Raw genomic sequence first — 22,023 nt, 5'->3', positions numbered from 1 at the left:
TATGAACGCTATTTGCCAGAAATTAAAAATGAAAAAAGAAAAATTGTTACTTATCATGGTAATGACTCTTTCAGTCTGTTCTGCTGCCTATAGTGCGGAATTTCCCGGTTTTACTTATAATTGCAAGTTGGTCAAGAATGGGCGGGCCATAATTGAGCTGCGCAATGATAATTTCTATGTCACTTTTGTCGATAATCGAAAATATCCCGGCAAGATACATTACGGCAAAGCCGATATCTTAAATAACCGCCATCCCGTCTATAATAAATACCTGAAGAATATCGATCAAAATAAGCCGGCGTTATTAATTCATCAGTATGGCAATGAAGTGTGGATTAAAGGGGACTCTGATGAAGATTGGATGGATCACGGTGAATGGTGTAAACCGGTGGAGGGCTAAGCAATCGCTGGCAAGCCTGATTTACAGTCGAACGACAGAATAAACCCGCTAACCGCACGGATGCGTCTTTAAGCCCTTCATGGTATGTTAATAACCGGTTCTCTTCCCCTGAAAGCTTGATTATCGAAGGATAGCGATAGGTAACACCATGGCGAACGATCAAACTCTTTACCGCATTCAGTTCATGAACAATGGTAAGAATTATCAACTCTATGTCCGTGAAATAACGCCCAGCTCTTTGTTCGGGTTTATCGAGATTGCTGATTTTGTATTTGATAGCCAATCGGCGTTATTGGTTGATCCGTCGACAGAAAAACTGAAAACCGAATTTTCTGGCGTCAACCGTAGCTATATTCCACTTCATTCCGTCATCCGTATTGATGTCGTGACCGAAAAAGGTAGCGCGCGTATCTCTGATTTGGGAGCCAACGTGATGAACTTCCCTTATTTACCGGGCAATAAGCCCTGAATCTGATAACGGCGACAGCTTTATTTATTAGGTGTAATTCATGAGCAAACCACCGCTGATTTTTATTGTGGTTGTGGCACTGATTGTTATTTTAGCCACGCGCCAGTATTGGCAAAAACGCCGGCTGGATGCAGAGAATGATAAAGCTCCAATGCGCAGCCTGCAGGTTGAGGTTAGTAATAAACGTGAGGTTTTAGCGCCGAATCGTCGTTCACGTCAGCGGGAAGAAATTGTGGCGGAAGATAAACGCTATGAAGTGACTTTTCGCCCGCTCCTGAGCGGCAGTGAAATTAATATTGTTTTGCCTCGTCAGGAATATCAACAAATTAATATCGGTATGCAGGGCACCCTGCGTTTACAAGGCACCCGCTATATTGATTTTACCGCCGTTCAGCCAGCCAAATAGCTTTGGCTTGGAAAAGTACGTAGGGATGGAAATTACTTTTTCGGCATTGGCGGCTGTTTTTTCTGCCACGCCAACAGTTCAAAAACACCAAAGATAAAGATTTTGACCTGCTGCCAGCCGCTAATCGGTTGATCCTTAGGCTGAGTTGATTTCAGCAGCGTGAGCTGTAAACCATGCATCAGCACCATAAAAATCATCGCGACATTCACAAAATATTTCAACGGACTAGGGAATGGCTGGATCAGGTTCAGGATCAGAAAAGCCCATACGCCCAGCATCAGTAAACGACCGAAATTAATCAACATTCTCTGGCTCCTGCGCTGCGTCAGACGCAGCATGGTGACGAATATACAGGCGATAGGCGACTTGCCCCGCGACCTTTTCACGGTGTAATTGCCAATTGGCCGGTACGTCTGCGGCCGCGCTTTCCGCTTCGGCCTCTACGTAAATCCAGGCTTCATCGGTCAGCCAGCCTTGCTGCTCTAGCAGGTTGACGGTTTCTGCCAGCAAACCTTTACGGAACGGCGGATCGAGAAACACCAAATCGAAAGGTTTACCCGGTTGCGCCAACCATTGCAGGGCGTTGGTATTCACCACTTGCCCATTTTCTGCGTTTAGCAAAGCCAGATTACTAGTGAGCTGGCGTGCCACATTGCGCTCGTATTCCAGCAACACGGTTTCTCCAGCATAGCGAGACAGCGCTTCCAGACCAAGAGCGCCGCTGCCGGCAAAACAATCTAGGCAGCGAGCGCCCTGAATCATCGGTGCCAGCCAGTTAAACAGGGTTTCCCGCACTCGATCGGTCGTTGGTCGTAAGCCTGGGCTATCGGGAACCGGTAACTTCCGGCCACGCCACTTTCCGCCAATAATACGAATCTGCCCGAAGGATTGTTGTTGTGGTTTTTTTGCCATAGCTCGCTGCTTGAAATGTGGCCATTTTGACGGCGCTGAATAGAAGATATAGCCGCTATTCTACCGATGTGCGCAGTGAGGGGAAACGTTAATGCTTTGTTGATTGAATTCACAACGGAAAGCAGCATCGTGCGCGTGTTGCTGCTCGGGGGAAAGTGATAGACTGGCGAGCTATTATCTTATTTATGTAAGCCATGATTTAACCGCGAGGAGTGTAGTCGCAAATGGCAAAAGAAAAAAAACGTGGGTTTTTTTCCTGGCTGGGTCTTGGCCGTCAGAGTGAAGAACAGAAAGAAGAACAAAAAATTGAGCAGCCAGTCGCTGAGCCAGTGGTTGATGAAAGCCTGCCCGCGGCTTCTGAGCATGAGCTTGTAACGGCTGACGAACCTACTCCGGCAGCGGAATCCGTTGTTCCAACGGAGGTGGGGGAATGGGACAGCGAAATCAACGCGGAAGCGGCGGCAGAAATAGCCCCGGCTATCGATGTAGTGCCGTTGGTGGAAGAAACGCCAATTGAGCCTGAGATTGTTCCCACTCAATACGTAGAGCCGGCTGAATTCAACGAGATCGAGACGACGGCGGTTATCGAACCGGTTAGCGCTGCGGTGACCGAACAACCGGAATCCGTAGAGATATTGGCAGAAGAAGTGATACCGGCAGCAGAGCCGCTGGTTGCTGAAGCTGTGGCTCAGTTCTTGACGGAGCAGCATCAACCGCAGGTATTCGAGCCTGAGTCTGCTCTGGTTGAAGCAGAGGCTGATATTTCTGTCGAAACGGTGGAAGATATTGAAGTTATTCTGCCAGAGCCAGAGCCAGAGCCAGAGCCAGAGCCAGAGCCAGAGCCAGAGCCAGAGCCAGAGCCAGAGCCAGAGCCAGAGCCAGAGCCAGAGCCAGAGCCAGAGCCAGAGCCAGAAGTGACTACTGCGCTTGCTGAGTCTGAATTGGTGGACGAAATCGAGCTTGAACCTGTAGTGGCACCTGTGGCTCAAGAACAGGAAAGGCCAACGAAAGAAGGCTTCTTTGCTCGCTTAAAACGTAGCTTGCTGAAAACCAAACAAAACCTGGGTTCTGGTTTTATGGGGTTATTCAGCGGTAAGAAAATCGACGACGATCTGTTTGAAGAATTGGAAGAACAGCTCCTGATCGCCGACGTTGGCGTCGAAACTACGCGTAAAATCATCGAATCCTTAACCGCTCACGCCAGTCGTAAGCAGTTGAAAGACGCCGAAGCACTCTACGGCAAGATGAAGGAGGAAATGTCCGAAATTCTGGCTAAAGTCGACAAACCTTTGGATGTCAGCGGTAAGAACCCGTACGTAATTCTGATGGTTGGGGTGAACGGCGTAGGTAAAACAACCACTATCGGTAAACTGGCACGTCAGTTCCAGGCCGAAGGCAAATCAGTCATGCTGGCCGCTGGGGACACTTTCCGCGCTGCCGCCGTTGAGCAGCTACAGGTTTGGGGCGAGCGCAACAAAATTGCCGTGGTCGCTCAGCATACCGGCGCGGATTCCGCCTCAGTTATTTTTGATGCGATTCAAGCAGCTAAAGCCCGTGGCGTCGATGTGCTATTGGCGGACACCGCCGGGCGTTTGCAGAATAAAGCTCACCTGATGGAAGAGCTGAAGAAGATTGTCCGGGTAATGAAAAAGCTGGACGGCGATGCCCCTCATGAGGTTATGCTGACGCTGGATGCCAGCACCGGACAAAATGCGGTAAGCCAGGCCAAACTGTTTAACGAAGCGGTTGGCCTGACGGGGATAACCCTGACTAAACTGGATGGTACCGCCAAGGGCGGGGTGATTTTCGCCATTGCCGATCAGTTTGGTATTCCGATCCGCTATATCGGCGTTGGAGAAGGTATTGAAGATTTGCGGCCATTTAAGGCTGACGATTTTATTGAGGCTCTTTTTGCCCGAGAGGATTAATACGGATGATTCGCTTTGAACAGGTCAGTAAAGCTTATCTGGGCGGCCGACAAGCGCTGCAAGGGGTAGATTTTCATCTACGCCCGGCGGAAATGGCGTTTTTGACCGGCCACTCCGGCGCTGGGAAAAGTACGCTGCTCAAACTGATTTGTGGCATCGAACGGCCTAGTGCCGGCCACATTTGGTTTGGCGGCCACGATATCAGCCGGTTGAAAAACCGCGAGGTTCCTTTTCTGCGTCGCCAGATCGGGATGATCTTTCAGGATCACCATTTGCTGCTGGATCGAACCGTGTATGACAATGTCGCGATGCCGTTGATTATTGCCGGTGCCAGTACCGAAGATATCCGTCGTCGGGTATCGGCGGCGTTGGATAAAGTCGGCTTATTGGATAAAGCGAAAAACTTCCCGATCCAGCTTTCTGGCGGGGAACAGCAGCGGGTTGGTATTGCCCGTGCGGTAGTGAATAAGCCGGCGGTATTGCTGGCGGATGAGCCTACCGGTAACCTCGATGAAGCCCTGTCGGAAGGTATTTTGCGCCTGTTTGAAGAGTTTAACCGTGTTGGCGTGACCGTTTTGATGGCCACCCACGATACTTCGCTGATTGCGCGGCGTCGTTACCCGATTCTAACGCTCAGTCAGGGAAGAATGTCAGGAGCGCGTCATGGCGAATAATGCAAAGAAAGCAAAAACCAAAGCGTTGAAAGGCGGCTGGCGCGAACAGTGGCGTTATTCATGGGTCAATGCGTTGGCCGATATGATGCGCCAGCCTCTGGCTACCCTGCTGACGGTCATGGTGATCGCCATTTCTCTGACGTTGCCGAGTGTATGCTATATCGTTTGGAAGAACGTCAGCACCGCCGCTGAACAGTGGTACCCGACGCCACAGCTTACGGTGTATCTGGATAAGTCTCTTGACGATAACGCTGCGGAAAATGTGGTAACCGCATTGAAAGCAGAAGCCGGCGTGGAAAAAGTGAATTATCTGTCGCGGGAAGAAGCGATGGGTGAGTTCCGCAACTGGTCAGGTTTCGGCGGTGCGCTGGATATGCTGGAAGAGAATCCGCTGCCAGCGGTGGCGATCATCACGCCGCAAATGAGTTTCCAAAGCTCTGAAACGCTGGATACCCTGCGGGATCGTGTCACCAAGGTTGAAGGTGTGGCAGAAGTTCGTATGGACGATAGCTGGTTTGCAAGACTGGCGGCGTTGACCGGCCTGGTTGGGCAAGTGGCGGCGATGATCGGCGTGTTGATGGTCGTTGCGGTGTTCCTGGTTATCGGTAACAGCGTGCGATTGAGCATTTTCAGTCGTCGCGACACTATCAATGTGATGAAACTGATTGGTGCCACAGATGGCTTTATTCTGCGGCCATTCCTGAACGGTGGCGCGATGCTAGGTCTGGGTGGTGCAGTTCTATCGCTAATTCTGTCGGAAGCACTGGTGTGGAAGTTGGGTTCGGTAGTGGCGCAGGTAGCGACGGTATTCGGTACCAGTTTCTCTCTGCACGGACTGAGCTGGGATGAATCCCTGCTGCTGGTGCTGATTTCTGCCATGATCGGCTGGATCGCCGCCTGGCTGGCAACTGTTCAACATTTACGCCGATTTACACCGCAATAAGCAATTTTTGCTATACTCTTCCCCTGCGGTTTCCGATTAAGCAGGGGAAGCATAATCATCGTGACTACCGCCATTTCTACAAATTTCCAGGCAATAACTACTGGTAAGATCCACAGGTTATCGGCTAGGATCCAGCGTTGAAACTGTGATCTATATTGAACTTTTGTGGCGTTAGTCGGTCGAAGAGCACAGTGAAATGATAAGGTGCCCGGTGCTTGAATCTGGTTATCCGGATGCTAAAATATGCGCGCCGAGAGTTTATGCACGATCTGCACATGCTATGAGAGGGTTTAAATGACCAAAGAAATGCAAACTTTAGCCTTAGTACCGCAAGGTAGTCTGGAAGCCTATATTCGGGCTGCCAATACCTATCCTATGCTGACAGCAGAGGAAGAGCGTGAGTTGGCTGAACGGCTGCATTACCAGGGCGATCTGGAGGCGGCTAAACAGCTAATCCTGTCTCACCTGCGCTTTGTTGCTCATGTTGCCCGTAACTATTCTGGCTACGGTCTGCCACAGGCTGACCTGATTCAGGAAGGTAATATTGGCTTGATGAAAGCAGTTCGTCGGTTCAACCCGGAAGTTGGGGTGCGTCTGGTGTCCTTCGCGGTACACTGGATCAAAGCAGAAATTCATGAATATGTTCTGCGCAACTGGCGTATTGTCAAAGTCGCAACCACCAAAGCACAGCGTAAGCTGTTCTTTAACCTGCGTAAAACCAAACAGCGTTTAGGTTGGTTTAATCAGGAAGAAGTTGAAATGGTTGCCAAAGAGCTGGGTGTGACCAGCAAAGACGTTCGTGAAATGGAATCTCGCATGTCCGCGCAGGATATGACTTTTGACCCAACTCCGGACGATGAAGTACGCGACGGTCAGTCTATGGCTCCCGTTCTGTATTTGCAGGATAAAACTTCTGATTTTGCCGATGGTATTGAAGAAGATAACTGGGAAAGCCACGCAGCGGACAAACTGACCTATGCGTTGGAAGGTCTGGACGAGCGTAGCCAGCATATTATTCGTGCCCGTTGGCTGGATGATGACAACAAATCTACTTTGCAGGAGTTGGCCGATAAGTACGGCGTTTCTGCAGAACGCGTTCGTCAGCTTGAAAAGAACGCGATGAAAAAGTTACGCATGGCTATCGAAGCCTAAGAGCAACATCCGCGTAAAGACAGAAAAGGGCGATAATTATTTATCGCCCTTTTGCTTTTCTGGTTTTCATCAATATTTTTTATATGATTTTCTTCCGAATTAGCTTTTAACTGCCATCCGTTCATTTCAATATTCGGTTTTTTGAGACGCCTATCGGTAACGGCGTTTGGATTTCCGTACACTATCGTAATACTTGTTTTCCCTTAATTCTCCAGCGTTTCCAGACAGGAAGCCCATGCGTCAAAACCATCTTGAAGAAACCACCGCCCGGCAGATTGTTCAGCGAGCCATGAGTATCATCCAGTACTCGGTTAATGTCATGAATGATAAGGGAATTATTATTGCCTCTGGAGATCCGCTGCGCCTTAATCAGCGCCATGAGGGGGCGGTGCTGGCTTTAATGGAAAATCGAGTGGTAGAAATTGATTGTGCTACTGCTGCCAAGTTGAAGGGAGTCAAACCCGGAATTAACCTGCCGATTATTTTTCACCAGCAGTTGGTGGGCGTCATTGGCATTTCTGGTGAACCGGCGCAGGTTCGCGCTTATGCCGAGTTAGTGCGAATGGCTGCAGAGCTGATTCTGGAACAGGCCGCCTTGCTGGAACAAACCCAGTGGGAAAAACGCTATCGGGAAGAGTTAGTCAGCCAATTATTGGCTGAGTATCAGCAAGACACATCAATAGGTTCAATGGCGGCCTATTTGGGGCTGAATTTAACCTTGCCGCGCATCGCTCTGATTATCCAACTGAATCAGCCAGATCATGAATCTCTGCGCCAGCTTATTGATGTGCTGGATGCGACTGGTCGTGATCATCTGGTTAGCATGAATGGTTTTAACCAATTAGTGATGCTCAAACCGCTGGCGTTGGCTGCTGGAGATAAGCCGTCGCGTCCTTTAAATAAGCAGCTTCAGCCCTTTGTGACTCAGCTTCAGGCGCGTTTCGATGTGCGCATTTTTGTCGGTGGCCAATTCCCCGGCGTTGAAGGTATTCGTCGCTCTTATCTCACCGCTCGTGCGGCGCAGGGAATGGCTGAACGGCTGGGGTTAAGGCATAAGACGCTGTATTACAACGATTACTCTTTACCGGCGTTGTTAGGGGAGTTTGCGGGGACTTGGCAGGCAGAGGAATTGGGCACCAGTTGGGCGCAGCTTTGCGCTGCGGATGGTAAAGGTGTACTAAGACAGACGCTGCAACAGTATTTTGATCAGAATTGTGATCTGTCTCAATCAGCCCGGCTGCTACATATTCATGTGAATACCCTACGCTATCGCCTGCAAAAAATAGAAGAAATAACGGGTTTAAAAATCAATCAGTTACCTTCTTTGTTGCGCTTGTATATCGGTCTGCAAATCTACGGCTGATTTGTGGCTTTCTACAATTACATCTCGTTTATCCTAGTTATTTTCTGGTCAATCCTACCATGCCTTTCTCCGGTGAAGTTTACATAATGCCGGCTCCTTACCCTGAAAAATAAAATTAGAAAGTACACTGGGAGCAGAACATGACAACGGTTTCAGCTTTAGGCGCGCTGGTGGCACTTATTGTCTCCATCGTGCTGATATTACGTAAAGTTCCGCCGGTTTACGGCATGATGGCTGGCGCGCTCGCCGGTGGGTTAGTCGGTGGTGCGGATCTGATTCAAACCGTCAGCCTGATGATCAGCGGCGCTCAGGGCATTACCAATGCGGTGCTGCGTATTTTGGCGGCCGGTGTGCTTGCCGGAGTGTTAATTGAATCCGGCGCGGCAAATACCATCGCAGAAACAATTGTGCGCAAAGTGGGTGAGAAGCGCGCGCTGTTGGCTTTGGCGGTAGCGACTATGCTGTTAACCGCCGTAGGCGTATTTATTGATGTAGCGGTGATTACCGTTGCGCCTATTGCTCTGGCGATTGCTCATCGAGCCGATATTTCCAAAATGGCTATTCTGCTGGCGATGATTGGCGGCGGTAAGGCGGGTAACGTGATGTCTCCGAACCCAAATACCATTGCGGCCGCAGACAGTTTCCATGTGCCACTGACCTCTCTGATGGCCGCCGGCATTATCCCCGGTTTGTTTGGCCTGGTTGTGGCCTATTATTTAGCTAAGCATCTGAAACACAAAGGCAGCAAGGTTAACGCCGATGAGCTGATTGTGCATGAAACCAACCAGCTTCCGTCCTTTACCGCTGCGATTTCGGCTCCATTAGTGGCTATCGCGCTGTTGGCTTTGCGCCCAATTGCGGGTGTTACCATCGATCCGTTGCTGGCTTTGCCTCTGGGTGGTTTGGTTGGCGCGGTGATCATGGGGCGCTGGCGCGAATCGAACCGCTATATGATTTCCGGTTTGAGTCGCATGGCACCGGTTGCCATTATGCTGCTGGGAACCGGTACTTTGGCGGGCATTATTGCTCATTCCGGCCTAAAAGACGTACTGATCGAAGGATTAACGGCATCAGGTATGCCTGCTTATCTGTTAGCGCCGATTTCCGGGGCGCTGATGTCGATGGCAACGGCGTCAACCACGGCGGGCACCGCGGTGGCTTCGGCGGTATTCAGTTCAACATTGTTGGATCTTGGCGTAACGGCACTGGCTGGCGCAGCCATGGTACATGCTGGCGCGACGGTACTGGATCACATGCCACACGGCAGTTTCTTCCATGCAACCGGCGGCAGCGTCAATATGCAGGTGCATGAGCGTTTGAAACTGTTGCCATACGAAACGTTGGTGGGCTTCACCATTGCACTGGTTTCCACGCTGATGTTCGGCGTATTTAACTTGGCGGGTTAACGAGGTATTTGATGAAAATTGTTATTGCGCCCGATTCATTTAAAGAAAGCCTGACGGCAATGCAGGTTGCTGAAGCTATCGAACAAGGTTTTCGCGAGATTTACCCGCAGGCAGATTACGTTAAATTACCCATGGCCGACGGTGGAGAAGGCACCGTTGAATCAATGGTCGCGGCGACCGGTGGCGATATTATTCAGGTTGAAGTCAGCGGGCCGCTGAGTCAGCCGGTGCAGGCTTTTTACGGCTGGCTGGGCGACGGTGAAACGGCGGTGATTGAAATGGCGGCGGCCTCCGGTTTGCATCTGGTGCGGCAGGAACAGCGCAATCCGCTGCACACCAGTAGTTTTGGCACCGGCCAGCTCATTCTGTCTGCGTTAGATAAAGGCGCGCGTAAAATCATTCTGGGAATTGGCGGCAGTGCAACCAACGATGGTGGCGCTGGCATGATGCAGGCGCTGGGCGCGTATTTTCTCGATGCTCAGGGCGAAGCGCTGCCCGGCGGCGGCGCGGCGCTAAGTCGATTGCATCATATTGATTTATCGGCGTTGGATGAGCGGTTGGCTCAGACCGAGATCATCGTAGCCTGTGATGTCGATAACCCGCTGTGTGGAGCGAAGGGCGCTTCTGCTGTATTTGGCCCCCAGAAAGGGGCAACGCCTGAGATGGTCAGCACGCTGGACGGCGCGTTGCGCCACTACGGTGAGCACATTGACGCATTGACGGGACGTTCAGTGATCGAAACGGCAGGAGCCGGTGCCGCAGGTGGTATGGGCGCGGCTTTGTTTGGTTTGCTCAACGCACAGCTTAAACCCGGTATTGAGATTGTTATTCAGGCATTAGGGTTAGCAGAGGCCATGAATGGTGCCGATCTGGTGATTACCGGGGAAGGCCGGATTGATAGCCAGACAATTCACGGTAAAACGCCAATTGGCGTGGCTCGGACCGCCAAAGCGCTAGGAATTCCGACTATTGCTCTGGCGGGAGGTATGACTCAGGACTATCAGGTAGTACATCAATACGGTTTAGATGCGGTATTCTCCGTGGTAAACCGTATTGTGACTTTACCCGAGGCGTTAGCGGAAGCGCAGGAAAATCTGCGCGTTACTGCACGCAACGTGGCCGCCGTATGGCGGATGGGCCAGCGGCTTTAACGCTGCCAGCCCTGCTCGCCAGAATGAAAACCACAGGCGAGCATAAATTGTTCCATTTCAGAGCGTCCAACACCAGGGACCTCGCCATAACTCAACTGCCAGTGCTGAACGGCTGGCAGTTGACGCAGGGTTTCTTCTACCAGATACAATCCCACGCCGCGACGACGGGTCACTTCCCGTACCAGTAAATCTTCTAGCTCCGCCCGCTCTGCACTCAGCCGGACTTTCACTGCTCCCAGCAATCTTTGGTTAAAACGTGCGGCAAATAGCGGCCGATCTGCATCAATCCAGCTCTGCCAGTCGGCGGGTTGCTGTTTTGGCCAGATTTTTGCCAGATCGATAAGATCTTGATGTGATAGCTGAGTTAAGCGCTCAATGGTCAATTTCATCGGGGATATTCCGAATAAAAAGTAGAGGGATAGTGTACTGGATCTGAGAGGAAGCGCATGTGTAAGTTTTTCTGTACGTGAACGGCGGAAAATGTTTTTCACGCCGCGCATTTTCCGAGTTAAAAATTAGTAAATGGAATGATAACCAGCACAACCCACTATCGATTGTGCAAATACCCTACAAATAGCACCTTATTTTATCTTGTTTGCACCGCTTGTTTCTGCTTGTCTGAGTTGATTTGCAGCATAAAACTCCTGTTTAATGGTCTGAAAAATAAAGTCTTATTAGAAAATATTGCCATATAAAAGACTAAATCATTATTACTTATGGATAAAAACTAAAAGTAGCGATGAATTGGCCCGGCAAACACAACAGTACGTTCACAATGACAGATGGGGAATGCGCGGATGAAATTGACAAAAAGTAAGGCGTTGCTGGCGGGCTGTATGGTTATGGCAATGAGCCATTCGGTGTTAGCGAAGGATATTAAGGTGGCTATCGTCGGTGCGATGTCTGGCCCGGTGGCACAATATGGCGATATGGAATTTACCGGTGCTCGTCAGGCTATTGCGGATATTAATGCCAAAGGTGGGATCAACGGCGATAAGCTGGTTGGCGTAGAATATGATGATGCCTGTGACCCGAAACAAGCGGTCGCCGTGGCAAACAAAGTGATTAACGATGGTATTCGCTATGTTATCGGCCACCTTTGTTCTTCTTCCACACAGCCTGCTTCAGATATTTATGAAGATGAAGGCGTGATTATGATCACCCCAGCGGCTACTAACGCAGATTTGACCACCCGTGGTTATAAAATGGTTCTGCGTACCACCGGTCTGGATTCTGACCAAGGGCCAACCGCTGCGAAATACATCCTCGAAACTATTAAGCCAAAACGTATTGCCGTAGTACATGACAAACAGCAATACGGTGAAGGTTTGGCACGCTCAGTTCGCGACAGCCTGAAAAAACAGGGCACTGACGTCGTGCTGTTTGAAGGCGTGACCGCGGGTGATAAGGATTTCTCAACGCTGGTGGCTCGCTTGAAGAAAGAAAACGTCGACTTCGTTTACTTCGGCGGTTACTACCCGGAAATGGGGCAAATTTTACGTCAGGCCAAGCAGGCTAACCTGGCCACCCGCTTTATGGGGCCAGAAGGCGTAGGTAACTCCTCGCTTTCCAATATCGCTGGCGCCGCCTCTGAAGGCATGTTGGTAACGCTGCCTAAACGTTACGATCAGGTTCCTGCCAACCAACCTATCGTCGATGCGCTGAAAGCCAAGAAACTGGACTCAACCGGCCCATTCGTCTGGACTACCTACGCGGCATTGCAATCGCTAACCACAGCAATGGAACGTAGCGGTAGCCAGGAGCCAGCCGATTTGGTGAAAGATCTGAAAACCGGTAAGCCGGTTGAAACCGTGATGGGGCCGCTAAGCTGGGATGAAAAAGGCGACCTGAAAGGTTTCGAATTCGGCATTTTTGAATGGCATGCCGACGGTTCTTCTACCGCCGTCAAATAACCACTCACGAAATATTCAGCAGTGAGGTTGCCTGTGATGGCAATCAGGCCCCTTTACCCGCAATGTATCCCCCGTCTCCGGGGGATGTTTCCTGCCATCATTGGTATGGAGCGGGTGGGAAGGGCGGCCAGGCAAGAGAATTAAGGGTTAGGCTATGTCAGAACAGTTTCTCTACTTTTTGCAGCAGATGTTTAACGGTGTCACCTTGGGCAGCACTTATGCGCTGATCGCGATTGGTTACACCATGGTGTACGGCATTATCGGCATGATCAACTTTGCCCACGGCGAAGTGTATATGATCGGTAGTTACGTCTCTTTTATCGTTATAGCCGCCCTAATGATGGTTGGGATTGACGCCAGTTGGCTGTTGATCGGTTCGGCTTTTGTTGTGGCCATTGTGATCGCCAGCGCCTATGGCTGGAGCATTGAACGGGTAGCCTACAAGCCGGTACGCAGCTCTAAGCGCTTGATCGCTCTGATCTCGGCAATCGGGATGTCTATCTTTTTGCAAAACTATGTCAGCCTGACTCAAGGATCGCGAGATTTGGCTCTGCCTAGTCTGGTCACTGGTCAGTGGACGCTGGCTGAAAGCAACGGTTTTGCTGCAACGATAAGCACGATGCAGCTTACCATCTGGATTGTGACTTTCCTCGCCATGCTGGCGCTGACGCTTTTTATTCGTTATTCCCGTATGGGGCGGGCCTGTCGAGCCTGTGCGGAAGATCTGAAAATGGCCAGCCTGCTGGGTATTAATACCGATAGGGTTATCTCCCTGACCTTTGTCATCGGCGCGGTGATGGCGGCGGTGGCTGGCGTGTTATTAGGACAATTCTACGGCGTAATTAACCCCTACATCGGTTTTATGGCGGGAATGAAGGCCTTTACTGCGGCGGTATTGGGGGGGATTGGGAGTATCCCCGGAGCGATGATTGGCGGGTTAATCCTCGGCGTAGCTGAAGCGCTCACCTCAGCTTATTTGAGTACAGAATATAAAGACGCAGTTTCATTTGCGCTGCTGATTGCCGTATTGCTGGTAATGCCGACAGGAATTCTGGGCCGTCCGGAGGTTGAGAAAGTATGAAGCAACTTAACTTCGTCAACGCGATTATCTCTACTTTCGTGATGCTGGTGCTGGCCTCGTTTCTGATGGGGCTACAATTGGCGCTGGACGGCACGCGTTTGGTGGTGCACGGCGCGGGTGAAGTGCGCTGGATGTGGATCGCCATTGGTTGTGCCGTGGTGTTTTTCTTCCAGTTATTTCGGCCGTTAATGCAACAAGGCATGAAGAAGATCTCTGGCCCAAGCTGGGTTTTACCGAGCTTTGATGCGACAACCACCAGACAAAAGCTGTTGGCTGCGCTGATTATCGTAGCGGCGGTGGTCTGGCCATTTCTGGTATCGCGCGGAACGGTTGATATCGCCACTCTAACGCTGATTTACATCATGTTGGGCCTGGGTTTGAACGTGGTGGTTGGTTTGTCTGGCTTACTGGTGCTGGGGTACGGCGGGTTCTACGCGATTGGCGCATATACCTACGCGCTACTAAATCATTATTACGGTCTGGGATTTTGGGAAAGTCTGCCGCTGGCAGGACTGGTGGCGGCCGCGTTCGGCTTTTTGCTCGGTTTCCCAGTATTACGGCTGCGGGGTGATTATCTGGCCATAGTCACGTTGGGTTTCGGCGAAATCGTTCGTATTTTGCTGTTGAATAATACTGAAATCACTGGCGGCCCTAACGGCATCGGCCAGATCCCTAAACCGACTCTGTTTGGTCTGGAATTCAGTCGTACGACCAAAGATGGCGGTTGGGATACCTTCCATAATTTCTTCGGTCTGGCTTACGACCCCGGTGACCGTATTATTTTCCTGTATCTGGTAGCGCTGCTGCTGGTAATACTGACGCTATTTATCATCAACCGCTTGTTACGTATGCCGTTAGGGCGGGCGTGGGAAGCGCTACGTGAAGATGAAATTGCCTGTCGCTCATTGGGTTTAAGCCCAACCAAAATCAAGCTGACCGCCTTTACCATCAGTGCAGCCTTCGCCGGTTTTGCGGGAACGCTGTTTGCCGCTCGTCAGGGCTTTGTCAGTCCAGAGTCCTTTACCTTTGTCGAATCGGCTTTTGTACTCGCCATCGTGGTATTAGGCGGTATGGGCTCGCAATTTGCAGTCATTCTGGCGGCGATTCTGCTGGTGGTATCGCGAGAGTTAATGCGTGATTTGAATGCCTACAGCATGTTGTTACTGGGGGCGTTGATGGTGTTAATGATGATTTGGCGTCCACAGGGATTGTTACCAATGAAACGCCCAGAGCTGAAATTAAAAGTAGCTGATGCGAAAGAAAAACAGGGGGAGCAGGCATGAATGCGCAACCTTTGTTAAGGGTAGAAGGGCTGTCGATGCGTTTTGGCGGGCTGCTGGCGGTCAATAACGTTAGGCTAACGCTAAATGAAGGTGAAATTGTTTCGCTGATTGGACCAAACGGCGCCGGAAAAACTACAATTTTCAACTGCTTGACTGGTTTTTATCGTCCAACCGGTGGCAGCATCCAACTACGTGATCGTCATCTCGAAGGTTTACCGGGTCAGGCTATCGCCCGAATGGGGGTGATTCGTACCTTCCAGCACGTGCGTTTGTTCCGTGAAATGACGGTGATTGAAAACCTGCTGGTGGCACAACATCAGCACCTAAAAAGTGGCGTATTTGCCGGATTGCTGAAAACACCGGCGTTTCGTCGGGCGGAAGCAGACGCGCTGTCTCGTGCCGCGACATGGCTGGAACGAGTTGGTTTACTGGCGTTCGCTAATCGGCAGGCAGGAAATCTGGCTTATGGTCAGCAGCGGCGTCTCGAAATTGCTCGCTGTATGGTCACGCGGCCGGAACTGCTAATGCTGGATGAGCCAGCGGCTGGCTTGAATCCAAAAGAAACTGACGAGCTCAATCAACTGATTATGGAACTGCGGGATCATCATCAGGTTTCGGTGCTGTTGATTGAACATGATATGAAGCTGGTGATGGGCATTTCCGATCGCATTTACGTGGTGAATCAGGGAACGCCGTTGGCGCAGGGTACTCCGGCGGAAATTCGCAATAATCCGGATGTCATCCGGGCCTATTTGGGTGAATAAAGTGGGTGAGGCTTAATATGTTGTCATTGAATCAGGTTTCAGCCCACTACGGCAAAATTCAGGCTTTGCATCAGGTAAGTCTGCATATTCAACAGGGTGAGATTGTCACGCTGATTGGCGCAAATGGGGCAGGGAAAACCACTCTGTTGGGCACGCTGTGCGGCGAACCTCGCGCCACGGAAGGCACTATTCATTTCCTCGACCGGGAGATTACCGATTGGCAAACCGCACGAATAATGCGTGAGGCTATCGCTATCGTACCTGAAGGACGGCGGGTATTTTCTCGCATGACGGTGGAGGAAAATTTGGCGATGGGCGGCTTCTTTGCCAACCGTGAGCAGTATCAGCAACGTATTGAGCGTGTTTATGATTTATTTCCGCGCTTGCACGAAAGGCGAATCCAGCGCTCCGGAACGATGTCCGGTGGCGAGCAGCAAATGCTGGCTATCGGGCGCGCCTTAATGAGTCAGCCCAAGTTGTTATTGCTGGATGAACCTTCTCTGGGATTGGCGCCGATTATTATTTTGCAGATCTTCGATACTATTCAGCAACTTCGTGAGGAAGGCATGACTATCTTCCTGGTAGAGCAGAACGCGAATCAGGCTTTAAAGCTGGCGGATAGAGGCTATGTGTTGGAAAACGGGCGCATCGTACTGGAAGATACCGGTGCAGCTTTATTAGCCAATGAAGCGGTACGTTCGGCTTATCTGGGGGGATAATTCCTTCGAAGGCTCGGTTTTATCGAGCCTTTTTCGCTCAGTTTAGACGCTCGTCGGTCAAGAGTGCGGCGTAATAGTAAAAGACAATGTATCGGAATAAAGGCCCTGTTCGGTACTGTCAGTCGGGAATAGCGTGATTCTTGGTGACCAGCAGATTTTTTTCCTCCAGCCGCCTCCCGTTGGAGTTTGTTGTTTGAGATTTATGGTGTAGGAACCGGGCAGTGTAAAGCTGGAGCCAGTGTTATCCTCTAGCTCAACCGCATAGTGGATCTGCTTATCGGAGTCTTTCATCAGGCTAAAATGGTTATTCGACTGCGTGGGATTTTTGCCGGTAGCCGTTATGGTATAGCTCGGATTATCTATTCCTAATGGCGGATAATTCAGGCAAAGAATACTTCTTATGGGATAAATCATTTGAGCCGTTAGCCCATTTTTTTTATGTGAGTTGAGCCGATATAAATCAATAGGCTTGAGTTGCCAGACGGCGGAATTCAGCTTGAACTGAGGATCGACATATAATGCCGCTGGAGCTTGTACCGTTTGGATATTAACTGTGTCGCAGGTATTTCCATCGCGCCCAAAGGTAACGGCATTCTCATCAATTAACCGATAGATTTTATCACCGACGGAATACTGGTAACCCAAAGTTGCATTAACGGCCAAATACTTTAGATCTTTGGTGGGGGTTTCGAGCGTAATCTTCATTTGTTGCTGGAACGGCACATCGTGCGTAAAGACAAGTTTGTTGTGGTCTTCAAATCTGGTGGGTTGTTCGCCGTTTAAGCTACTTTCTGAAATGTTGTATTGCACTAAGTCTTTATGACCTTCCTCGTCGAAAAAAAATAAATTTAGTACCGTAGCTTCCGGTTGGTCTGGGATGGGTATGTCCTCGTTTAGATTAAACCTGTCGCGTAGAATTTCTTTTAATTTAACGTCATGAACAAAGGCGTGAAAACTGATCTTAATAAATCTGTTATTTAGACTGAGCGCCATCCGACAATTGGTATAACTATGGGAAAGCGGCGTTACTGTTGTGGCAATTTGAGCCACAGCCGCTGTCGAAGTAAAAGCCAGCGCGCCTACGCAGCAGCAAAATTTTCGATAATTCGCAGTTTTTTTCATCATTCTTCCCTGTCTGATGTATGCATATTTAGTAGGAATATTATGATTCCGTCTCAAAAATCAAACTTAAAACCCCTTGATATAATCCTGCGGTATGACTTCCGACGGGCGGTTTGGCCGAAATATCTAAGGTATAAGTATCGGTATTCCATCCCCCGAACCTATTGGTCGGGTAAAAGATAAGTGGGGGGGATTTTTCATCGGGAATGATTTGTAAGGATGCTGAGTAATCGCCCCAGCGAACTTCTGCCGGTGAGAATGCTTTATTTGCACCGTCCTTATTTTGGGATTTCTGTAAAATAAGTGGCTGCTGTTGCCAGACTCTGAATCCTCCCCCTCCTTTCACACGCCGGACTTTTACAGCAACACAGGTTTGCGCGTGATAGATTCTTTTTTCCGGCTTCAGAGAGCGCTTTAAACTTATATTGTTGAGCCGCTCCCCGTTGCATTTCTCAATAATGATTTTTGGTTGTTCGGTTATTTCCACGCTGACATCAATATCCCCAATGGGAATAGAATTGGCAGCTATCGCCGGAAATGACATTGTAAAAAATAATAATGCGAATTGAACAGGGTGAATCTTCATAAAACCTCCTATTCTCCGCTACGTTTGCAGGGAAGCGTAACGGATTGCCCATCGACTGTTGCCGTTACTTCACGTCCCTTGAGCTGCCGCTGTTGGTTGGGATAGAGATTAAAATCGGTATTGGGCGATAAATTTTGCCAGCGCTGGCGGATATTTCCCCGGTTATACAATGTCACGCCTTCTGCGTCGCAGCGGTGATGCCAGCGCGATTCTGGCTTTTGGGGCAGGTGTCGAATCAGCCCCATATACGCGATTTGCACGCCAATCACTGAGCCAGATTCACCCTGCGTTTTCAGATTCTGCTTAGGTATGACGCTCAATCGATAAACCTGCTCTTTAGTCGGTTTTCCGAGCGCTTTTAGCGTAATTTTTCCGCTCTGATTGGCTCCCAGCGTTAATTTCATTGGCGCGGCGAATAATAATGGTTGGGCGATCATGCCTAGCGGAGTTAAAGACTCTTGCTCTGGCGGAACACCGGGGTTATTCAGGCGATATAATTCAATGGCTACGTATTGGGTGCTTTCCCCGGTATTGATTACCTCAATGTGAGTCTCCTCAGCCTCTACTTTTACAATGTGCGGGCGTAAATCAATGGCGCTGATCGTTTCGAACGGTAAGGCTATTAATATTGACGATAATAGTAAGGTCAGAATGCTGTCATTCGCAGTCATAGTTAATTGTCTCGCCATCCACCTTTCCTGATAGTTTTCTCACTGGAGTAAGATAAGGAACACCAGGATAGATATTCTTACTGCTTATGATTTCTTTTTTAGCCCCCCTGTCATTTGGTGCCGACGCATCGTTTAGGTCGGTGAATTTGCGGTGAATATTGCCTTTTGCTATGAGTTGGACGTTACCCTTAACGCATATGTAAGGCTCCTCCCCCTTCAACTGTGCCGCTTTTTCCGGTACGTGGTGTATCAATACGCCATAACCCACGCTGATAACCATTGGAGCACTGATATCTTTTGCTGGCTCTGTCGAATGGCTGGCAGCTTTCAGGTTGTGTACCGGTTTGAGATACAGCCGATAAAGCGTTTCCTGCTGAGGGCTCTTGAGCGGGATAATGGAAACCTCGCGTTCCTGATTGGGAGCCAGGGTGACGCGGGTTGGATTAAAAATCATCTCTGGATGTTTAATTTCCCCAATCGGCGTTTTTATTTCTTTAGCCTCGCCGGGGTTCTCCACTTTGACCAAAGAAACCTCCAAGAACAGTGGATTATCACCACTGTTAAAGACCCGGATCTTCTGTGATTTCTGTATTCCTTCAACAGTCACGCGCGTTGGGTCTGCGATGAGATTAGCAAAGGCCAGATTATTGCTAGCAGATAAAAGCAAGAGTAGGGAGAGTGATAAATATCGAGGCATCGTTATTTCCTTATTCATGAAGCCGGCCATAATTATGAAACCAATGGCTAGTTTGGGTGGCAAAGATAGTAATGGTTACGTTGTTGGCTTAAATCACACAGAAAACTGCCGGTTTCATTTTTCACCTTGATGTATTTCAATACTTTTCCAGAAGAAATAGAGAACAGGCCGTTGGGATGAACCTCATCGCCGGTTTCGACAATGGTGCCGGAGACCGGCTGGTTTTCCTGGGTTCTAAAGAAACCGTTGTATAGCAGAGTGAGTTGAATATCGGCTTTGGCCGAGAAAACCTGCCCCGGATGAGCATGCATTATGTTGACCGGCAGATTAATATGCATATCCATATCACTGCGGCTGGTTTGAATGTCGGCAAAGCTCTGGTGGTTATAAAGCGGCACGGGTATAGCGGTCGTACTGCCGCCGGTGACCGGTTGACCTTGAACTCTAAAGCTATAAGGCGCGCCAATTTCCGGCGTGGTGACCAGCATGGCTCCGCCACCGGAGCCGGCTGGCCCCAAAGCAATCCCCTGAGTATTGGCCGCGAACATACCGCTGTAACGAAGGCCGCCGAACATGGTTTGATTGTTCGCTCCCACATCGATGGACAAATTACCTCGGGAGCCCTGCCGGGATACTGTGCTGCTCATACTATGGTTTTTGCCACTCAGGGTACTATTGAGGCTTAAACCGGAGCCGCCGTCATCATTTTGGCGGTAATGATCATAATCAATACCGTTGGTTAACTGCTTATTGGCATAAATACTGGTCAGGCGAATATTATGTTGCTGGAGCATTAATCTGGCGTTGAAAAACAGGCCGTAGTCATTGGCGCGGTTATTTCGCCACTCTTTCTTGGCGCCTATCGAAAAATTAATACGATACTGAGGTCGTTGCCAGTGCCAATCACTTTGCAGGCGATGCTGAGAGCGATTCGCCGATTGATTAAAATTGTAGCTCAGAGCCGTTGGGCCAAAATGGCGACCATAAGAAAATGCGCTGCTGCTTCCCATTGAGGTATAGCGGGAAACATCCGGTGTTTGATAGCGGGAAATTGACCAGCGTCCCAGCGTTTTATTACCACCGCTCAGCCGTAGGTAGCCACCAAAACCCTGCTCGCCGCTCATCAGGCCTAGCGTCGGAGCGATATCCATACTCCACAGAAACATTGGCCGCGAGATATTGCCGTCTACAGCCCAGTGTTTATCGTTATCCATCAACAAGCTGAGATTAGAATTAAACCACGGAGTGAGAAAGCTGCGCCCCAGCTGTAACAGATAAGCCGTTGGGGGATTTTTTTCTTTAAATTTTGTGGGTTGAGATTGACCGAAAGTGGCAAACCAACCGCTATTACCACCAAAACTGATATTGGCGATCGGCATAGTTTCCCGGCTAATTTCGCGGCCAGAACGATCGATTAAACGAATATCGGCGTTGTAATAGCCTGACGGTAATTGGTTGTAGCTGATTTCATTACGCCCTAACTGAGCGGGGAAGCGGCGGATAAACTGATCGTCACGGTAAATATCGAAATCTCCCGGCTGAGCGGCGTACAAAATCAATGTTCCTGCGGAAGTGGTTTTCTCCGCCATATAACTTTGGCTTCCGAAAGTGACAAACCGATCGAGTCCAGGCGAGATCAGGGTTTGGACTCTGGCCGCACCGTTATCCAGATGATTCTTTCGGCCAGCGCGTAAATACAGCGAAGAGAAATTCTTTTGCAAATACCAGCTTTGCCCGATCCCTTTGTGTGTTTCACCCTGATGCCACATTTGTTGTACATTGGCGGTTTTATTATAAAACCAGCTCAGGTATCCAAAGGATTGAAAGGGAAGGCCGATATAACCCTGACCATTGGCCGATATGGCGCGATAATGATTGTCTGCCACACGTAAATTCAGTGATTGGTTATGAACCATTCCCCAAGTGGTTGAGGGCATCAAATAATCAAGGGATTTATCTCTAATTATTAATAGATTGTTTACTTTATCCAATGTAACCCGATAACCGGATAATAAATAATCGCACCCTGATTTACATTCATTATAGGCAATCTGTGGGAGCAATTTATCTAATACTGAAATGGTTTCATGGCTGATACCGTTATTTAAGAAAATTTCTTTATCGAAAGAAATCTCTTTTGATTGAGATGAGTAATGAAGCGGCGCAGGTAGATGTTTCCCATTCACCAAGCCCAATAAACTTTTCGATGAATCTTCATCTATAGCTGTAAATCCCGGCGGCGGTAAATGTTCGATCAGCACTTTGCTACAAGCATAAAAAGGCATCGTCATAAGATTAAATAAAATAATCCCACTGAATATCCGACTGGCGATTAATACCATTGGATTCCATTCCATTATTCATGGTGATAATTTCCATTTCA

23 protein-coding genes are annotated in these 22,023 nt (G+C 49.5%); 15 read left to right on the top strand and 8 right to left on the bottom strand.

Features of this window, described 5'->3' with window-relative positions:
• Positions 1 to 28: 28 nt before the first annotated feature.
• From PL78_RS07315 to PL78_RS07305, 3 genes are all read left to right on the top strand, one after another.
• Positions 29 to 400 carry a hypothetical protein gene (locus tag PL78_RS07315; protein WP_064514364.1) on the top strand — a complete coding sequence of 124 codons (372 nt, stop codon included), beginning with the start codon at positions 29 to 31 and terminating at the stop codon, positions 398 to 400.
• Between the two features lie 148 nt (positions 401 to 548).
• Positions 549 to 869, top strand: coding sequence for a DUF1820 family protein (locus tag PL78_RS07310; RefSeq protein ID WP_064514362.1), 321 nt, complete (start codon positions 549 to 551; stop codon positions 867 to 869).
• Between the two features lie 40 nt (positions 870 to 909).
• Positions 910 to 1,275 carry a DUF2500 domain-containing protein gene (locus tag PL78_RS07305; protein ID WP_064514360.1) on the top strand — a complete coding sequence of 122 codons (366 nt, stop codon included), beginning with the start codon at positions 910 to 912 and terminating at the stop codon, positions 1,273 to 1,275.
• Between the two features lie 32 nt (positions 1,276 to 1,307).
• Here the strand turns inward: PL78_RS07305 and PL78_RS07300 are convergent, their stop codons facing one another.
• Together PL78_RS07300 and rsmD are read right to left on the bottom strand one after the other, a co-directional pair.
• Positions 1,308 to 1,580, bottom strand: coding sequence for a DUF1145 family protein (locus tag PL78_RS07300; protein ID WP_064514358.1), 273 nt, complete (start codon positions 1,578 to 1,580; stop codon positions 1,308 to 1,310).
• Positions 1,570 to 2,187, bottom strand: coding sequence for a 16S rRNA (guanine(966)-N(2))-methyltransferase (gene rsmD / locus PL78_RS07295; RefSeq protein WP_064514356.1), 618 nt, complete (start codon positions 2,185 to 2,187; stop codon positions 1,570 to 1,572). The genes PL78_RS07300 and rsmD overlap by 11 nt, the downstream gene beginning before the upstream one ends.
• A gap of 224 nt (positions 2,188 to 2,411) precedes the next feature.
• Here rsmD and ftsY point away from each other — a divergent pair, with 224 nt between their 5' ends.
• The 7 genes from ftsY to PL78_RS07255 all read left to right on the top strand — a co-directional run bounded on the left by ftsY (position 2,412) and on the right by PL78_RS07255 (position 10,804).
• On the top strand, positions 2,412 to 4,115 hold the full coding sequence (gene ftsY, locus PL78_RS07290) for a signal recognition particle-docking protein FtsY (protein ID WP_064514355.1): 1,704 nt from the start codon (positions 2,412 to 2,414) through the stop codon (positions 4,113 to 4,115).
• A 5-nt stretch (positions 4,116 to 4,120) separates the two neighbouring features.
• Positions 4,121 to 4,789, top strand: coding sequence for a cell division ATP-binding protein FtsE (ftsE, locus tag PL78_RS07285; protein ID WP_049600906.1), 669 nt, complete (start codon positions 4,121 to 4,123; stop codon positions 4,787 to 4,789).
• Positions 4,779 to 5,732, top strand: coding sequence for a permease-like cell division protein FtsX (ftsX, locus tag PL78_RS07280; protein WP_064514353.1), 954 nt, complete (start codon positions 4,779 to 4,781; stop codon positions 5,730 to 5,732). Before ftsE ends, ftsX begins: the two co-directional genes overlap by 11 nt.
• A gap of 294 nt (positions 5,733 to 6,026) precedes the next feature.
• Positions 6,027 to 6,884 (top strand): RNA polymerase sigma factor RpoH, encoded by an 858-nt coding sequence (gene rpoH / locus PL78_RS07275; RefSeq protein ID WP_064514351.1) that lies wholly within the window; start codon positions 6,027 to 6,029, stop codon positions 6,882 to 6,884.
• Between the two features lie 235 nt (positions 6,885 to 7,119).
• Positions 7,120 to 8,247: a sugar diacid recognition domain-containing protein gene (locus PL78_RS07265; protein ID WP_064514347.1), complete on the top strand. Its 1,128-nt coding sequence runs from the start codon at positions 7,120 to 7,122 to the stop codon at positions 8,245 to 8,247.
• 140 nt (positions 8,248 to 8,387) lie between these two features.
• Positions 8,388 to 9,653, top strand: coding sequence for a GntP family permease (locus PL78_RS07260; RefSeq protein ID WP_064514345.1), 1,266 nt, complete (start codon positions 8,388 to 8,390; stop codon positions 9,651 to 9,653).
• A gap of 11 nt (positions 9,654 to 9,664) precedes the next feature.
• Positions 9,665 to 10,804, top strand: a complete 1,140-nt coding sequence (locus PL78_RS07255) for a glycerate kinase (RefSeq protein WP_064514343.1) — start codon at positions 9,665 to 9,667, stop codon at positions 10,802 to 10,804.
• On the opposite strand, the gene panM is transcribed toward PL78_RS07255, so the two are convergent.
• Positions 10,801 to 11,193: an aspartate 1-decarboxylase autocleavage activator PanM gene (panM, locus tag PL78_RS07250; protein WP_064514341.1), complete on the bottom strand. Its 393-nt coding sequence runs from the start codon at positions 11,191 to 11,193 to the stop codon at positions 10,801 to 10,803. The genes PL78_RS07255 and panM overlap by 4 nt on opposite strands.
• 408 nt (positions 11,194 to 11,601) lie before the next feature.
• Here panM and PL78_RS07245 point away from each other — a divergent pair, with 408 nt between their 5' ends.
• From PL78_RS07245 to livF, 5 genes are all read left to right on the top strand, one after another.
• Entirely contained in the window at positions 11,602 to 12,717 is a 1,116-nt protein-coding gene (locus tag PL78_RS07245; RefSeq protein WP_064514339.1) for a branched-chain amino acid ABC transporter substrate-binding protein, read from the top strand.
• Positions 12,718 to 12,871: 154 nt separating this feature from the next.
• Positions 12,872 to 13,798, top strand: coding sequence for a high-affinity branched-chain amino acid ABC transporter permease LivH (gene livH / locus PL78_RS07240; RefSeq protein ID WP_049600927.1), 927 nt, complete (start codon positions 12,872 to 12,874; stop codon positions 13,796 to 13,798).
• Positions 13,795 to 15,081, top strand: a complete 1,287-nt coding sequence (locus PL78_RS07235) for a high-affinity branched-chain amino acid ABC transporter permease LivM (protein ID WP_064514337.1) — start codon at positions 13,795 to 13,797, stop codon at positions 15,079 to 15,081. The genes livH and PL78_RS07235 overlap by 4 nt, the downstream gene beginning before the upstream one ends.
• Positions 15,078 to 15,845: a high-affinity branched-chain amino acid ABC transporter ATP-binding protein LivG gene (livG, locus tag PL78_RS07230; RefSeq protein WP_064514336.1), complete on the top strand. Its 768-nt coding sequence runs from the start codon at positions 15,078 to 15,080 to the stop codon at positions 15,843 to 15,845. The genes PL78_RS07235 and livG overlap by 4 nt, the downstream gene beginning before the upstream one ends.
• A 17-nt stretch (positions 15,846 to 15,862) precedes the next feature.
• Positions 15,863 to 16,564 carry a high-affinity branched-chain amino acid ABC transporter ATP-binding protein LivF gene (gene livF, locus PL78_RS07225; RefSeq protein WP_064514333.1) on the top strand — a complete coding sequence of 234 codons (702 nt, stop codon included), beginning with the start codon at positions 15,863 to 15,865 and terminating at the stop codon, positions 16,562 to 16,564.
• A gap of 57 nt (positions 16,565 to 16,621) precedes the next feature.
• Here livF and PL78_RS07220 read toward each other — a convergent pair whose 3' ends face one another.
• From PL78_RS07220 to PL78_RS07200, 5 genes are read right to left on the bottom strand one after another with little or no spacing between them, the layout of a single operon-like run.
• Positions 16,622 to 17,689, bottom strand: coding sequence for a hypothetical protein (locus PL78_RS07220; protein WP_128821856.1), 1,068 nt, complete (start codon positions 17,687 to 17,689; stop codon positions 16,622 to 16,624).
• Between the two features lie 37 nt (positions 17,690 to 17,726).
• Positions 17,727 to 18,272, bottom strand: coding sequence for a hypothetical protein (locus PL78_RS07215; RefSeq protein ID WP_084414303.1), 546 nt, complete (start codon positions 18,270 to 18,272; stop codon positions 17,727 to 17,729).
• 8 nt (positions 18,273 to 18,280) lie between these two features.
• The gene (locus PL78_RS07210; RefSeq protein ID WP_235601015.1) at positions 18,281 to 18,961 is read right to left on the bottom strand and encodes a hypothetical protein; all 681 of its coding nucleotides are present in this window, start codon (positions 18,959 to 18,961) and stop codon (positions 18,281 to 18,283) included.
• Entirely contained in the window at positions 18,930 to 19,640 is a 711-nt protein-coding gene (locus PL78_RS07205) for a fimbria/pilus periplasmic chaperone (protein WP_064514329.1), read from the bottom strand. Before PL78_RS07205 ends, PL78_RS07210 begins: the two co-directional genes overlap by 32 nt.
• Positions 19,641 to 19,687: 47 nt before the next feature.
• Positions 19,688 to 21,982, bottom strand: a complete 2,295-nt coding sequence (locus PL78_RS07200) for a TcfC E-set like domain-containing protein (RefSeq protein ID WP_235601014.1) — start codon at positions 21,980 to 21,982, stop codon at positions 19,688 to 19,690.
• Between the last annotated feature and the right edge of the window lie 41 nt (positions 21,983 to 22,023).

This window comes from Yersinia entomophaga, from assembly GCF_001656035.1.
In the GTDB taxonomy this organism is placed as follows: domain Bacteria; phylum Pseudomonadota; class Gammaproteobacteria; order Enterobacterales; family Enterobacteriaceae; genus Yersinia; species Yersinia entomophaga.
Note: the sequence above shows the minus strand (reverse complement) of the source record. Positions and strands in the feature narration are given on the sequence as shown.

Excerpts from the sequence above, each read along its gene's own strand:
- PL78_RS07245 (WP_064514339.1), top strand. The coding sequence starts at position 11,602 with ATGAAATTGACAAAAAGTAAGGCGTTGCTGGCGGGCTGTATGGTTATG.
- PL78_RS07235 (WP_064514337.1), top strand. The coding sequence starts at position 13,795 with ATGAAGCAACTTAACTTCGTCAACGCGATTATCTCTACTTTCGTGATG.
- PL78_RS07205 (WP_064514329.1), bottom strand. The coding sequence starts at position 19,640 with ATGCCTCGATATTTATCACTCTCCCTACTCTTGCTTTTATCTGCTAGC.
- PL78_RS07220 (WP_128821856.1), bottom strand. The coding sequence starts at position 17,689 with ATGATGAAAAAAACTGCGAATTATCGAAAATTTTGCTGCTGCGTAGGC.
- ftsX (WP_064514353.1), top strand. The coding sequence starts at position 4,779 with ATGGCGAATAATGCAAAGAAAGCAAAAACCAAAGCGTTGAAAGGCGGC.
- livF (WP_064514333.1), top strand. The coding sequence starts at position 15,863 with ATGTTGTCATTGAATCAGGTTTCAGCCCACTACGGCAAAATTCAGGCT.
- ftsE (WP_049600906.1), top strand. The coding sequence starts at position 4,121 with ATGATTCGCTTTGAACAGGTCAGTAAAGCTTATCTGGGCGGCCGACAA.
- PL78_RS07210 (WP_235601015.1), bottom strand. The coding sequence starts at position 18,961 with ATGGCGAGACAATTAACTATGACTGCGAATGACAGCATTCTGACCTTA.
- PL78_RS07300 (WP_064514358.1), bottom strand. The coding sequence starts at position 1,580 with ATGTTGATTAATTTCGGTCGTTTACTGATGCTGGGCGTATGGGCTTTT.
- livH (WP_049600927.1), top strand. The coding sequence starts at position 12,872 with ATGTCAGAACAGTTTCTCTACTTTTTGCAGCAGATGTTTAACGGTGTC.
- PL78_RS07200 (WP_235601014.1), bottom strand. The coding sequence starts at position 21,982 with ATGGTATTAATCGCCAGTCGGATATTCAGTGGGATTATTTTATTTAAT.
- rsmD (WP_064514356.1), bottom strand. The coding sequence starts at position 2,187 with ATGGCAAAAAAACCACAACAACAATCCTTCGGGCAGATTCGTATTATT.
- PL78_RS07310 (WP_064514362.1), top strand. The coding sequence starts at position 549 with ATGGCGAACGATCAAACTCTTTACCGCATTCAGTTCATGAACAATGGT.
- PL78_RS07265 (WP_064514347.1), top strand. The coding sequence starts at position 7,120 with ATGCGTCAAAACCATCTTGAAGAAACCACCGCCCGGCAGATTGTTCAG.
- PL78_RS07260 (WP_064514345.1), top strand. The coding sequence starts at position 8,388 with ATGACAACGGTTTCAGCTTTAGGCGCGCTGGTGGCACTTATTGTCTCC.
- ftsY (WP_064514355.1), top strand. The coding sequence starts at position 2,412 with ATGGCAAAAGAAAAAAAACGTGGGTTTTTTTCCTGGCTGGGTCTTGGC.
- PL78_RS07215 (WP_084414303.1), bottom strand. The coding sequence starts at position 18,272 with ATGAAGATTCACCCTGTTCAATTCGCATTATTATTTTTTACAATGTCA.
- PL78_RS07305 (WP_064514360.1), top strand. The coding sequence starts at position 910 with ATGAGCAAACCACCGCTGATTTTTATTGTGGTTGTGGCACTGATTGTT.
- panM (WP_064514341.1), bottom strand. The coding sequence starts at position 11,193 with ATGAAATTGACCATTGAGCGCTTAACTCAGCTATCACATCAAGATCTT.
- rpoH (WP_064514351.1), top strand. The coding sequence starts at position 6,027 with ATGACCAAAGAAATGCAAACTTTAGCCTTAGTACCGCAAGGTAGTCTG.
- livG (WP_064514336.1), top strand. The coding sequence starts at position 15,078 with ATGAATGCGCAACCTTTGTTAAGGGTAGAAGGGCTGTCGATGCGTTTT.
- PL78_RS07315 (WP_064514364.1), top strand. The coding sequence starts at position 29 with ATGAAAAAAGAAAAATTGTTACTTATCATGGTAATGACTCTTTCAGTC.
- PL78_RS07255 (WP_064514343.1), top strand. The coding sequence starts at position 9,665 with ATGAAAATTGTTATTGCGCCCGATTCATTTAAAGAAAGCCTGACGGCA.